10 protein-coding genes are annotated in these 13,162 nt (G+C 65.1%); 2 read left to right on the top strand and 8 right to left on the bottom strand.

The genetic code is table 11. The features are described 5' to 3' along the window. Nucleotides 1–774: 774 nt before the first annotated feature. Entirely contained in the window at nt 775–1,230 is a 456-nt protein-coding gene (locus tag VGN72_14745) for a nucleoside deaminase (GenBank protein ID HEV7300620.1), read from the bottom strand. A gap of 475 nt (nt 1,231–1,705) precedes the next feature. Between VGN72_14745 and VGN72_14740 the strand changes: the two genes are divergently transcribed. After that, nucleotides 1,706–2,746 carry an aldo/keto reductase gene (locus tag VGN72_14740; GenBank protein HEV7300619.1) on the top strand — a complete coding sequence of 347 codons (1,041 nt, stop codon included), beginning with the start codon at nt 1,706–1,708 and terminating at the stop codon, nt 2,744–2,746. A 162-nt stretch (nt 2,747–2,908) separates the two neighbouring features. Further along, nucleotides 2,909–4,996: a DUF6785 family protein gene (locus VGN72_14735; GenBank protein HEV7300618.1), complete on the top strand. Its 2,088-nt coding sequence runs from the start codon at nt 2,909–2,911 to the stop codon at nt 4,994–4,996. Nucleotides 4,997–5,074: 78 nt separating this feature from the next. On the opposite strand, the gene rsmG is transcribed toward VGN72_14735, so the two are convergent. The 7 genes from rsmG to VGN72_14700 all read right to left on the bottom strand — a co-directional run bounded on the left by rsmG (nt 5,075) and on the right by VGN72_14700 (nt 12,505). Continuing rightward, on the bottom strand, nt 5,075–5,785 hold the full coding sequence (rsmG, locus tag VGN72_14730) for a 16S rRNA (guanine(527)-N(7))-methyltransferase RsmG (protein ID HEV7300617.1): 711 nt from the start codon (nt 5,783–5,785) through the stop codon (nt 5,075–5,077). Between the two features lie 649 nt (nt 5,786–6,434). After that, the gene (locus VGN72_14725; GenBank protein HEV7300616.1) at nt 6,435–7,775 is read right to left on the bottom strand and encodes an FAD-dependent oxidoreductase; all 1,341 of its coding nucleotides are present in this window, start codon (nt 7,773–7,775) and stop codon (nt 6,435–6,437) included. An 81-nt stretch (nt 7,776–7,856) separates the two neighbouring features. Next, nucleotides 7,857–8,276, bottom strand: coding sequence for a hypothetical protein (locus tag VGN72_14720; GenBank protein ID HEV7300615.1), 420 nt, complete (start codon nt 8,274–8,276; stop codon nt 7,857–7,859). Nucleotides 8,277–8,336: 60 nt separating this feature from the next. Then, nucleotides 8,337–9,155: a thiazole synthase gene (locus tag VGN72_14715; GenBank protein HEV7300614.1), complete on the bottom strand. Its 819-nt coding sequence runs from the start codon at nt 9,153–9,155 to the stop codon at nt 8,337–8,339. Between the two features lie 196 nt (nt 9,156–9,351). After that, nucleotides 9,352–9,549 (bottom strand): sulfur carrier protein ThiS, encoded by a 198-nt coding sequence (gene thiS, locus VGN72_14710; protein ID HEV7300613.1) that lies wholly within the window; start codon nt 9,547–9,549, stop codon nt 9,352–9,354. A 404-nt stretch (nt 9,550–9,953) separates the two neighbouring features. Next, complete coding sequence (locus tag VGN72_14705) at nt 9,954–10,667, bottom strand: hypothetical protein (protein HEV7300612.1); 714 nt, start codon at nt 10,665–10,667, stop codon at nt 9,954–9,956. 287 nt (nt 10,668–10,954) lie between these two features. After that, the gene (locus VGN72_14700; protein ID HEV7300611.1) at nt 10,955–12,505 is read right to left on the bottom strand and encodes a hypothetical protein; all 1,551 of its coding nucleotides are present in this window, start codon (nt 12,503–12,505) and stop codon (nt 10,955–10,957) included. Nucleotides 12,506–13,162: the final 657 nt, after the last annotated feature.

Genomic DNA, 13,162 nt, shown 5'->3' with positions numbered 1-13,162 from the left:
GGCGCAACATGCCCAAATAATGGCCTTCGTTCCAATCCGACAGCATGGGCGAGACGCCCATGCCACGGCCGGAGCAGACCCAGCCGACTTAGTAAACACCCTCTCAGGATGACGAGCGCGCGGTTTAATCACGATTCGTATGAGATCCCTCAGGTCGCTACCGCTCCCTTCGGGATGACACATAGAGCGTGTTATGCACTTTCCAGCTGAGAAACTGGCTTGGGTGCCACGGTTTGGTACTCCAAGCCGTGCCGGTACACGCAGACACGGCTTGGAGTACCAAACCGTGGCACCCAGCGTCGTCACGCCTGCGTTACTGGTCCCCAAAGTGCATAACACGCTCTAAGGACTTACAGCCACGCGAGCGGGCGTGTCCGGCAGGCGTAGCGGCCGGCCAGTGCCGTCATGAAGGGTGACGGAACATCGGTATTACCCCAAAAGCCGTCAATCATTCGCGGCGAACGGTCGACCATTCGACCCGGACCGTCGACCGTTTGCCCCAAATGGTCGACCGTTTAGCCCAAAGCGTCGACCGTTTGACCCAAAACGTCGACCGTTTGACCCAAAACGTCGACCGTTTGGGGTGAACGGTCGACCGTTCGACTCAAACCGTCGACCGTTTGCCCTGACGCGTCGACGTTTTGGGACGGAACGTCGACGCGTTGGCCCGACTGGCAGACCGTTCGGCCGACGAAAGGCATCGCGCTCGACTTATGCGTGTAACGGTCCGACGTAAAGGACGCCAATCATGATCGGCCGATAATCGTCGGCCGCTCAATCCACCCCGATGTCCTCGTTCCACAGCGTGGGGTTGTTCTTGATGAAGTCGGTCATCATCGCGATGCACTCGGCATCGTGCAGGTCGATCACCTCGATGCCGTTGGCCTTCATGAAGTCGGGCGACTTACCCCACCTGCCCTCGCCGCCGGGGAAGGTGACGGATTCGCCGACGACGACCTTGGGGATGCCGAACTGGATGACCGCCCCGGTGCAGAGGTAGCAGGGCATGAGCGTGCTGTAGAGGACGGTGTCCTTGTAGGTCGTCTGCCGTTTGGCCTGGGTGAGGCAGTCGATCTCGGCGTGGGCCATCGGGTCGCCATGCTGCACGCGGCGGTTGTGGCCGCGGGCGACGATCTGCCCGCCCCGCACCAGCACGCTGCCGATCGGCAGGCCGCCCTCGGCTAAACCTTGTTTGGCTTCATCGATGGCGGCGCGGAGGAAGGGATCCATGGGGGAATGCTCCTGGTTGGGCGGCGGCTGGTTCGGCGGAGTATAGCGGTCGGTGGATGGGAAGAGAACGCGAAGCCGCGATGGCGCGAAGGAAGCCGCGAAGGTGAAGAGGGAGGGAATTGAACCACAGAGGACACAGAGGGCACAGAGGCAGATACGGAGAAGAGAGGGTGAGTGGCCGTGGCATGGGCGTCTCGCCCATGCCTGTAAGGAGTCGAGAATACTTCCTTTGTGGCAGTTGCTCGGTCGAAGCGGACGGCCACTAAAACATTTCCATTCCAACCCACAGTCATGGGCGAGACGCCCATGCTACGTGAGGGTCCCGCTCTGCGCCTTCGCTCTCTGTCTTTCGCTCTGTGCCCTCCGTGTCCTCGTGGTTCAATCCCCTCTTCTTCGCGGCTTCCTTCGCGCCATCGCGCCTTCGCGTTCTCTTCTCATCTTGTCGAGCCCCGCTGTCACGGCTACGCTTTCCGCCATGTCCTACCAACCCGCCGCCGATCGTTACAAGTCGTTACCGAACCCCGAATGGTTTCGCCGTTGCGGCAAGTCCGGCCTGAAGCTGCCCGCGATCTCGCTCGGCTGTTGGCACAACTTTGGCGGTGTGGGGACGGATTCCGGCAAGCATACCGACGAGGCGTCGTTCCACGACAACTGCCGGCAGATGCTCTTCACGGCGTTCGACCACGGCATCACCCACTTCGACCTCGCCAACAACTACGGCCCACCGGCGGGCAGCGCCGAGGAACGCGTTGGGCGCATCCTGAACGACGACTTCAAGGCGCAACGCGACGAGCTGATCATCGCGACCAAGGCCGGCTACGGGATGTGGGCGGGCCCGTACGGGGACTTCGGCAGCCGTAAGTACCTGCTGAGCAGCCTCGACGCCTCGCTGAAGCGGCTGAAGCTGGACTACGTCGACATCTTCTACCACCACCGCCCCGACCCCAACACGCCGTTGGACGAGACGATGGGCGCGCTCGACCAGGCCGTGAAGAGCGGCAAGGCGATCTACGCCGCCATCAGCAACTACCGCGGCGGCCTGACCGCCGAGGCCTTGGGCGTGTGCAAGGAGAACGGCTTCGCCAAGCCGATCCTGCACCAGCCGAACTACAACATGTTCGACCGTTGGATCGAGAACGACCTGCTGCCCGTCACCGAACGCCTCGGCCTCGGCACGATCGTCTTCTCGCCCATGGCCCAGGGCATGCTGAGCGACAAGTACCTGAACGGCATCCCCGCCCACAGCCGCGCGACGGCAGAGGGCGGCTTCCTGCGCCCCAGCCATGTGACCGACGCCAAGCTCGCCAAGATCCGCAAGCTGAACGACCTCGCCAAGCAGCGCGGCCAATCGCTCGCCCAGATGGCCCTCGTCTGGACGCTGCGCAAGCCCGCTGTCACCAGCGCCCTGATCGGCGCCAGCCGGCCGGAACAGATCACGGAGAACATCGCGGCGCTGAAGAACGCGAGCTTCAGTGAGGATGAGCTGAAGCAGATCGAGACGATCCTGGCATCGTAGTTGCCGGTACGGGCGCGACGACGGCGACATGCGTGAGCGTTGCGTCTCCGACCCGGAAACTCCTCCGAGGACACGACCGAACGCCCGTGGTCGCGTCGATCTGCTTTCTCGCGCAGGGGGTTGGGGAACGAGTCTGCTCAAGTCTCAGATCAGCGGAGCGCCTTGCGAATCGTCACACCTCTAAGCGTCGGTCTGGGCCTGCTCGGCGTCACGGCGATTTCCGCCTTCACGCCGTTCAACAACTACGTCGCCAGCAACACGGACATCATCGGTAGCGCCCTGCCTACCGGCGTCGTCGTGCTGCTGTTGTTCACCGTGATCGTCAACGGCCTGATCCATCGCGCCGCGCCTCGATACGCAGCGAGCCCCGGGGAACTCGGGCTGGCGGTGGGCATGATGTTGGTGGCGTGCGGCGTTGCGGGCGTCGGCTTGATGCGCTGGCTGCCGCCGCACCTGGTGCAGTACTACGCGATGCCCGTCGAGAACACGTCGTTCGCCGAGGTCGTGCGGACGATGGACCTGCCCGACTGGCTGTGGCCGAACGTGTCGGGCGCGACGGAAGCGGCGCGGGCGTCGGACCCGCTCGTTCGGGACTTTATCGGCCGCGCGCCGTTGATGGACCCAACGCTGCTGGACCACGTGCGCGCCGTGCCGTGGGCCGCCTGGGCGACGCCCGCCGCCACGTGGGGGACGTTCTTTGCGCTGCTGTTCGGCGCGGTGATCTTCATGTCGCTGATCTTCCGCCGGCAGTGGGTGGACAACGAGCGCCTGCCGTTCCCGCTGGCGACGGTCTACCTGTCGCTGATCGAGCCGCCGGCGCCGGGGCGGGCGTTGAACCGGTTGCTGTCGTCGCGCGCGTTCTGGATCGCGTTCGGGTGCGTCTTCGTGGTTCACCTGCTGAACGGGCTGTCGAAGTACGACCCGACGCACTTCCCGCCGTTGCCGTTGACGTACGACCTGACGGGCGTGCTGAGCGAGCAACCCTGGACGCTGACCGACTGGGGGCTGAAGCGGCAGACGATCTACTTCACGGTCATCGGCGTCATCTACTTCGCCGACACGCGGGTCGCGCTGAGCCTGTGGGGCCTGTACCTGGCCAAGCAGGTGTACCACGTGACGGCGGGCGCCAGTGGGGCGGAACTGACCGAGCCGATGCAGCTCGACCAGATCATCGGCGCGACCGTGGCGTTCGCGGGCGCCATCCTCTGGATCGCGCGGCGGCACCTGGCGGAAGTCGTGCGGCAGATGGTCGGGCGGCGACGCGACGGCGACTCGCAGGGGCGCTACCTGCCCCACGCGCTGTCGGGCTGGGGGCTGGTGGTCTGCCTCGTCGGCCTGGTGGCGTGGCTGACGCTGGCGGGCGCGTCAGTCGTGGGGGCGGTGGCGCTGGTGACGATGCTGATGCTCATCTACCTCGTGCTGGCCAAGGTGGTCGCCGAGACGGGGCTGCTCTACGTGCTGATCCCGTTCGACCTGCGGCGACCGTGGGCGATGGTGGGGCAGGACCTGCCCGGTGGGCTGTCGGGACGCACGACGCTCGGGTCCTATTTTTACGCCTCGATGTTCAGCGGCGTGCTGACGCACGACTTACGCCAGGCCATGCCCGCGTTCGTGCCGCAGGCGATCCGCGTGAGCGATGAGACCGGGGCAGCCGAGGGCGACCGCGATGGGCGGGCGGCGACCGCGTCGTGGCGCAGCCGGTGGCCGATCGTGGCGTGCCTGGCATTGGCGATCGTGACGGCGTTCGTGGTGTCGGGCGCGTCGATGCTGCTGGCCGAGTACACGTATTCGACGGCGCTGGACCGCGTCGCCGAATCCCCGTTCTCCATCTGGAGCACTGTCAACATGCCGCGCTACATGACCTACGGCCCCGTCGCCGATTACCTGCCCCCGCGACTGGGCCCGCGCGAGCCGCACGACCGGCTGGTGCACGTGGGCGTCGGCGCCGCAGCGGTAGTGGCCCTCAGCGCGCTGCGCCTGCGCTTCGTCGGCTGGCCGGTCCACCCGGTCGGCTTTTTGCTCGTCCACACGTGGGGGATCCAGGTGACCTGGTTCAGCATCTTCCTCGGCTGGCTCGCCAAGACGCTGATCATTCGGCTGGGCGGGTCGGACCTGTTCGCCCGCGCCAAGCCGCTGTTCCTGGGTCTGATCGTCGGCGAGGCGAGCGCCGCGGCGTTCTGGCTCACCGCGAGCTGGATCCGGATCGCCATGGGGCTTCCGTACGAAACCATCCAGCTATTGCCGACGTAAGCCGGCGCAACGCGTTACGCGAGCAGGGTGCAAAGACTTCGCCACTGAAGTGGCGAGCCCCGGGCGGGGCAACCGTGCCTACAGGGGCCCGCCCTTGGCGCCACTGGGAGGACGCGGCAGGCGGCTATCACTGCGGTCGACCTTCCGAATCTCGACGATGATGCGGTTCTCGGTGCCGGGCAGTTCGACCGGGTGAATGATCGGCGAGCCCCCACCCCCGAGGCGGATGGCTTTCTTTGAGAATGGCAGTTCCTCGTGGGCCTTGGGGCCCTTCAGGCAGAGGACCTTGCCCCCCTTGCGGGCCAGCGGCAGGCACCACTCGGCTAGCCAGGGCATCGTGGCGACGGCGCGGGCGACGACGACGTCAAAACTCTCGCGGCGACCGCCAGTGGCGGCCTCCTCGGCGCGCTCGGCGGTGATGCGCACGTTGGTTAAGCCCAGCGCGGTCACGGCCTCGGTCAGGAACGCGGCCTTCTTCTTCGTCGCCTCGATCAGCGTGACCCGCACGTCGGGTCGCGCGATCGCAAGGGGAATGCCGGGCACGCCACCCCCGGTGCCCACGTCGGCCAGCGAGTGCCCGCCGGGCGGCAGGTGGGGCAGGACGGTCAGGGCGTCACCGATGTGCTGCACCTCGGCCGTCTCGCGGTCGACGATGCGCGTGAGGTTCATCCGATTGTTGGCGGCCGTCAGCAGCTTCAGGTAGGTCGAGAGCTGTTCGTGTTGGGCCTCGGTCAACGTCACGTTGGCCTTGGCAGCGAGTTCGTTCCAGAGCGGGTGCATGTCCGCCATGGTGCGGGAAAGCGCCCCGGATGCCAAGGGCGGTTGCGGAGGTGACCTCCCGGCCGGCTTGTTGCTCTTCTGAGGACAGGCATTCCTGCCTGTCTCTCCCCCCGTCTTCTGTCTTTGCATCGGGTGGGACGGACATTCTTGTCTGTCTCTATTGCGCTTTCACCCGCAGAGAAGAGACGCGAAGGCACGAAGAAATCGCGAAGGCGGCTCTGCAAACTGCTGTCGCGGCGGCGGTTTGGGTAAGGCAAAATGCGATTTCGTGCACCATTTTGCACCATTGTGCAACATCGGGTGATGGCGATGGGGACTGGCCCTGTCACGCGCGTCGGCTATTCGGTTGTCAAAGAGCAGGCTATCCATCTCTACGCCCGCGCTGCGCGGTTGAGGGGGAGCCGGCGCAACGCGCTTCGTTTTCCTTCGCGTCTGGCTTCGCGCCTTCGCGACTTCGCGTCTCTTCGTTCTTTCAACAAATTCGCAGAGAGACAGACAAGAATGTCGGTCCCAACGGCAGAGAAGACGAAGAGACACAGGCAAGAATGCCTGTGCCACAGAAGATAGAGACGGAATACGGGGGGAGAGCAATACCGGGGGGAGAGACAGGCAGGAATGCCTGTCCTACAGAATAGGGACACGCGGCCAGACGCGAGGGTCAAATCATGATCGACCCACCCGCGGCCAGCGTGCTGCGGAGGTCGTCGGTGTTGACGCGGCGGACGTCGCGGTCGTGGCGCATGGCAAGCACGCTGGCGACGCCGGCGGCTTCGCCGGTCTGGTTCATGTTGACCATCACGCGGATGGCGGCATGGGCCTCGGTGTCGGCGTCGATCATCCGGCCGGCGACCAGCAGGTTCGACAGGCCCTCGGGCAGCATCGAGCGGTAGGGGATCTGGTAGAACGTGGGGTCCTGCGCGATCGGTTCGCGCCAGCGGCTTTGCACGGCCGGCTCGCCGGGGACGACGTAATGTTCGGTGCCGTCCAGGTAGCGGAAGGTCAGGCCGGGGCGCTCCTGGTGGTGGATGTCGACGCGGTACGAACCGTTGGCGATCGCGTCGGGGAAGCGCCGGCCGTTTAAAACGTCGGCGCCGGTCAACTGGTGGCCGCAGTGCACGTGGCGGCTCTCGCGCAAACCGATGCGGGCTGGCAGGCCGACCAGCCGCCAGTCGGCGTGCGGCGCGTGCTGCTTGACCATCTTCAGGAACCCATCCACCTGCCGGCGGCCCTCGATTTCGCTGGCGGTCATGTCGTTGCCGTCGGACGGATCGAGCCCGCGCACGCGCGTGCCGGCCATCATGTACAGCTGCGAACCGGGGATGCGCACGCCCCAGACGAAGCCCTGCGTCAGCCCGAACGCCTCGCCGTGCTGGCGCAGCAAATCGCCGATGTCATTGGGCTTCAGCGAGTCGTAGTTTTCGATGAGGGCGCAGGTGGTGGATGGTTGGGCGTGTGGTGCCTTGTAGCAGGGCAGGCCCGCGCGATGGGCGACGTCGCCGTCACCCGTGGCGTCGACGAAGGTCTTCGCGCGGATCGCCTGTCGGCCGGTCTTGTTCTCGACGATAACCGCGTCGATGCGCCCGCCGTTGACGATTGGCGCAACGAACGACGTGTGCAGCATCGGCTCGATGCCGTGTTCCAGCACGAGCTTGTCCAGCTCGATCATCATGTCGAACGAGTTGAACGCCCAAGCCCAGTGCGGGCTGTTGGGGCGTTCGGTGATCGCGCCGCGCCGCTTCAGGCGGTCGACGAGTTCCAGCGTCAGGCCACCGATGATCGGGCGCTGGTAGATGGTGTCGAGCGGCGTGTGCCAGACGTTTACGAGTGAGATCGTCGCCACGCCACCGAACGCGCCGGCCTTTTCGACGATCACCACCTTCGCGCCCAACCGCGCCGCCCGCACCGCCGCGAACACACCGGTGCAGCTGCCACCGATGACGCAGAGGTCGACATCGTGAATGACGGGCGTTTGGCGGGAGGGTTCGGTGATTGTGGTCATCGTGCGGGCGATCTGTGAAGGTAACGAAGGATGCGAAAGAGAAACGCACGGGCGGGCAAGGCGCCAGGGGCGAGCGCTGCGCTATCCGATGAAGGCGCCCAAGACCATTAGCCCGATGACGCCCAGGATGATCAGGCCGTTGAAGATCAGGCCGAGCACGGAGAAGACCTTGGCGGCGTTCGCGTTCACGAGGCCCACAATCGAGAAGATCAGCCCGACGAGCGCCAGCGCGATCCCACCGAAGAGCCCCAGGCCGATCGCGATGGCTTCGGGCGAGGTTTCGTCGATTTCGCCGTCGGCGTTCATCGCGATCACGGCGGCGATGACGAACAGCGCGATCATGGCGACGATCGATACCAGCCCAATAATGAACGATGCGATGCCGAACTTCGAGTGCGGCCGATTGACGGGCGCGCCGTAGTCGGGGTAGCCGCCGTACGATTGCTGCCACTGGGTGGGGGGCTCGTGTTGGTTTTGCTGCTGGGGGTTCTGCCAGGTCATGCGGAGGGGTCCTTGGACGTAGTGGATGGCTGGGCATCGCCCCCGGTCGGTCGCGCGCGGTTACTCGCCGGGAATGTAGCTGATGACGCCTTCGAACGGGCTGCTGGCGGTCGCGTATCGCTTCTTCGGAATACGGCCGGATTGGTAGGACAGGCGGCCGGCCTCCAGCGCGTGGCGCATCGCGGCGGCCATCTTCACGGGGTCCTTGGCGTGGGCGATGGCGGTGTTGAGCAGCACGCCGTCGGCGCCCAGTTCCATCGCGACCGCGACATCACTGGCGGCGCCGACGCCTGCGTCGACGATGACGGGGTAGGATGGGTCGCCGTCCTTCAGCAGTTCCAGACAGAGCGAGATGTTCAGCGGGTTCAAAATGCCCTGACCGCTACCGATCGGGCTGCCCGCGGGCATCACACTGGCGGCGCCGGCCTCCTTGATATGCACGGCCGAGCGCGGGTCGTCGCTGGTGTAGGCAAGGACGGTAAAGCCCTCCTTCACCAGTTCGCGCGTCGCCTCGATCGTACCGACGGGGTCGGGCAGAAGCGTCTTCTTGTCGCCCAGCACTTCCAGCTTCACCCAGCCGGCGCCCTTGTTGCCGTTCTTTTCCAGCAGATCGCGCCCGAGCAGCGCCACGCGAATCGCGTCGTCGGCGGTGAAGCAGCCGGCGGTGTTGGGGAGGATCGTGTAGCGGTTCAGGTCCAGGTAATCCAGCAGCGACTTGCCCGCGCTGTCGATCAACCGTTCCCGGCGAACCGCGACGGTGACCACCTCGCACGCGCTGGCGTCGAGCGCCTGCTGCATGACCTCGTACGACGCGTACTTGCCGGTGCCGACGAAGAGGCGATTGTGAACTTCAAAATTGCCGATGCGAAAGACGTCCATAGGACGCGGATTATAGGGAAAGTGGGGCGGCGCGTCTTGTGGGGGAAGAGGCGGACCCGCTCCGGTCCCTCTCCCGGTATGCCGGGAGAGGCTAAGTGAGGGTGATTTTCGAACTGCTGACCCGTTGTGCCGGCTCCGGTCACCCCCACCCTAGCCCTCCCCCGGAGTACCGGGAGAGGGGATCGGAGCGTCGCGCTCACCCGCCACCCACGAACGTCACGATCTCCACCTCGTCGTTCTCGTTCAGCGGGGCGTCGTACTTATCCGCCCGCACCAGCCGGCGGTTCAGTTCGATCGCGACCTTTTCGGGCGTCAGCTTCGACTCGGCCAGCAGCGACCGCAGCGTGGTGCCCTCGGGAACGGTGCGGTCGGAGCCGTTGACTTTGATCTGCATGGGGAACGTAACTTAGCTGTTGCGCGCGGCGGGGCAAGTTCGCGCGTGCCGCGGGCGGGCCGCCCGTGAATCTCCGTTAGGAAGTAATAACGACTAGGTGCAGGCCATCGTCATCATGAAAGGGTATCAGAGAACACGGACGCGGCTGCCTTGCCGTGGCATGGGCGTCTCGCCCATGCATGTGGACTGGAATGTGAAGCATCATTTGTTGGCCGCTGCGCCGACCAAGCCGCTGCAACCAATGGTGTTTTCTGGTTCCAACACACGCATGGGCGAGACGCCCATGCCACGGTCGGAGCGGACGCGGCATTCTTCTTTAGCACCCTCGCAGGATGACGATGGGGGCATACTCAAATTTCGGCGCGTTGAAGCGAAGACACGGACGGGTCGTTCGTGGTACGGGGCTACTGCGGCTTACGATCGTTCAGGGCTTCGCGGTAGATGCTCTTCAGCGGCTCGCTGGTGCGGTTCAGGCCGCCGTCGGCTTCGAGGGTGATCGTGTAGAGGCGGTTGGGTTCGAAGGGGCCCCAGACGCTTTCAGGGTTGGCGACGCGCACGCCCTTGCTGACGCGCAGCGACTCGTCGGTCGTCAGCCGCCAGAAGCTGTCCCACAGGTCGCGTTCGAAGGTCGTCACCTTCGGGTCGGCGTCCTGGTAGATCGCGGGGATGCTGCCGGGCTCATCGATGCGGAAGCCGTCGGCGGGCGTCTGGTGTTCGCCAAACAGGCGGTGGAACAGCACGATGCTGTGGCCGCGCAGCGGGTCGTTCTCCTTCACGAAGTCGCGGTCGAACTTGATCACCATCGCGTCGATGTGCGCCCCGTTGCCCTGAACCGTAAACCGCTTCGGCGGCAGCTCGCGGCCGGTCTTGTCGAACTCGACGAACAGCAGCGTCGTGTGCGGCACACCGTCGATCATCGTCACGTCGGTCACGATGACGTTGGCGACGCGTTTCTCGTCCGTTAGTCGTTCGACGAACTGCTGCAACTGCGCGTTCTGCCGTTCCGCCTCGCGCAACTTCGTCGCCGTCGAATCGTGCTGCACGTACGCGACGATGCCGATGCCCGCAGCGACCGTGAGGGTGAAGAGGACGAGGGTTTTACCGAGGGAACGGAACATTTTTGGTTCGTCATCCGGAGGGGGCGGTCAGGACGGTGCTTGGCTCACTCCGGCCGTGGCATGGGCGTCTCGCCCATGCTTGTGTTAAGGCGGTGATATACAATTCGAATCGGCGGCTTGGTCAGCGCGGCAGCCAGTCAATCGCATTTCCTTCTCCAGTCCACATGCATGGGCGAGACGCCCATGCCACGGCCGGAACAGAAGCGTCCCAAGAGAACCACGCTGACTTACCGACAAATAAGCCATCACACGTTTTCAGTTCTGCCTTCCCACGTTCACCTTACGATTTATCGACCATTCCCGCCATTGGGCTCCACCTGGGGTGTTTCACTGGGGCGGGAAAGGTTCAGGCCTTCCCAACGCTTGGCCAAATCGTCACTTGTGGTCGCGACGTAGCTGATGGTCAGCGGGGTGCCGGACTCATCAGGGTACTTGGTCTCGCTGCCGAGGTAACGGCCGCCGTCCTCGATGTAGTGGGTGGTCACGTAACCGTCGAGGCCGATTTTCTCTTCAATCGGGGTTGCGCGGACCGTCTGGCCGGCGAACGTCACCTGCCGGCTCGGCAGCGTGTCGACGTAGCGCATCATCACCTCGCGGCGGTCGGGGACGAACGTCGCGAACAGGTAACCCTTCCGCTCGCCCAGCGGCAGCGCGCGCGGCAGGATGTGGCCCAGCGCCTGTGGCATGTACCACGGCGGCAACTGGCGCTCGACCGGTTCGGGCGCGCCCTTGCTGCCGGCGTACTTCACGGTCAGCGGGTAGTCGTCGACCATGCGAATGCCCGGCTTCACGCCGCCCATCTGCTGGTCCCGGTCCAACTGCTCGGCGACGGCCTTGGTCGCGTGGTCGCTGGCGCCGATCTCGGTCGCATGCGTGCGTTTGTCGCCGTCGATCGCCACCGACAGGCGCGACCACTGTTCGTGCTTGCGGTCGGTGGACATGCGCAGCCACGCTTCGGCGTCGACCTGCCGCTTCTTGTCGTCGAACGTGCGGCTGCGCATGCCGACCTGGATGGCGGGGAAGCCGCCGAGCTTGGTCTTTTCCTCGACGGTGTAGAGGTAGCCGATGTCCTTGCCGTTCTTCAGGATGCGGAACCACTGCTCGGGCACGAGCGCGTTCTCGATCGCGCGTTGCGACAGGTTCACGAAGAACGCGCGCGTGCGGTAGAGCCGCTGGTCCTGGTCCATCTTGATGTTCGAGCGGTCCAGCAGCTTCACGGTGTCCAGCACGGCCGAGAAGGTCTCGAAGGCCCGCTGTTCGCGCGGGTCGATCGATTCTTCTGGCGTGTTTGGACGTGAGCCGGGCGTGACGTAGGTCAGCGTGTAGTACAGCTGCGGCGAGCCCTGCACGATCGCCTGCTGACTGAGGAACGAACTGGTGCCGAGCGAGTAGCGGGCGACGATGATGCCGACGGAACCGTCGCCGACGTTGGTCAGGTCCTGGCGGATGATCTGCGCGGCAGGGTGCTGGCCCTTCAGGTCGGCCACTGCCATTTCGAGCATGCCGTCGGTCGTGGCGCCCGGCACGTTGGTGCTGGTGAGCGGCGTGGGGTTGCGCGGCGTGGACTGCACGACGATGAACGCCGCGCCGTCCGGCTCGTACACGTAGCGAACCACCTCCGCGTCGCCCGGCCGGCGGATGACCTTCCCACCCGCCGGTGGCCGCAGGCTGATGCCCGCGACGGCGCTCTCGAAGACCGGCCCGAGCTGCTCGGTCGCCGACACGTCCTGATCCGGCCGGCCCGCCAGCAGGTCGACCGGCCCCGGGGCCTCCTGCGCCAGGCAAAAGCTCGACATCGCGATCGACAGTACGGCAGTGCGGAGCGTGGGGTAGTTCATGGTGGTTCCCGCAGATGATACCGAACCGCAGCCGATTCCCATCGTGCATTGCGCGGTTGACGGGAGGAAATTCCGGAAGAGTAGAGTCTGCCGGCCGCCGATGCGATGGCCTGAGCAGCCGCGGCTGTCTTCACGTGGCATGGGCGTCTCGCCCATGCCTGTCGAGTGGAATAGGAGATTTTATTTGTGGCGTGCCGCGCTGACCGCGCAGCTGACAACAAATGAGATTGCTCGGCCTTACCACGGGCATGGGCGAGACGCCCATGCCACGGTCGGAGCGGCCGCACACTGATCGGCTGGTCACTCGCTACGTGGCGCCGGCCGCGGGGGCGTCGAACGCGCCTGTCCGATAATGGGGGTGGGCGCAACTTCCCAGTGTGCTTCAAGCGGCGCGAATCGATGGCCGCGTTGGGGAAGCGGGCCAGCCGGTCAGGACGTTCCCCGGGTACGACGGAAATACGCCGCCCCCTTCACAAGGGCGCCGCGCCGTTCACAACGGAGACTTCCCCTTCACAAATGCGCATCGCAATTCAGAAATGCGCCGCGCAATTCAGAAATGCGCCGCGCATTTCCCTGGCAAATCGCTTGTTTGGGATACGAATCAGAGCGTTATCGGAACGGTGCTGCCCACTCCAGCGTTATCCGGACGTAATCTCC

The sequence above is a fragment of the Tepidisphaeraceae bacterium genome (genome assembly GCA_035998445.1).
In the GTDB taxonomy this organism is placed as follows: Bacteria; Planctomycetota; Phycisphaerae; order Tepidisphaerales; family Tepidisphaeraceae; genus DASYHQ01.
This window is presented reverse-complemented; position numbering and strand designations above follow the sequence as displayed.

What these genes read in the sequence shown, in the direction of transcription:
- VGN72_14745 (HEV7300620.1), bottom strand. Translation starts at nt 1,230, where the DNA reads ATGGATCCCTTCCTCCGCGCCGCCATCGATGAAGCCAAACAAGGTTTA.
- VGN72_14740 (HEV7300619.1), top strand. Translation starts at nt 1,706, where the DNA reads ATGTCCTACCAACCCGCCGCCGATCGTTACAAGTCGTTACCGAACCCC.
- rsmG (HEV7300617.1), bottom strand. Translation starts at nt 5,785, where the DNA reads ATGGCGGACATGCACCCGCTCTGGAACGAACTCGCTGCCAAGGCCAAC.
- VGN72_14725 (HEV7300616.1), bottom strand. Translation starts at nt 7,775, where the DNA reads ATGACCACAATCACCGAACCCTCCCGCCAAACGCCCGTCATTCACGAT.
- VGN72_14720 (HEV7300615.1), bottom strand. Translation starts at nt 8,276, where the DNA reads ATGACCTGGCAGAACCCCCAGCAGCAAAACCAACACGAGCCCCCCACC.
- VGN72_14715 (HEV7300614.1), bottom strand. Translation starts at nt 9,155, where the DNA reads ATGGACGTCTTTCGCATCGGCAATTTTGAAGTTCACAATCGCCTCTTC.
- thiS (HEV7300613.1), bottom strand. Translation starts at nt 9,549, where the DNA reads ATGCAGATCAAAGTCAACGGCTCCGACCGCACCGTTCCCGAGGGCACC.
- VGN72_14705 (HEV7300612.1), bottom strand. Translation starts at nt 10,667, where the DNA reads ATGTTCCGTTCCCTCGGTAAAACCCTCGTCCTCTTCACCCTCACGGTC.
- VGN72_14700 (HEV7300611.1), bottom strand. Translation starts at nt 12,505, where the DNA reads ATGAACTACCCCACGCTCCGCACTGCCGTACTGTCGATCGCGATGTCG.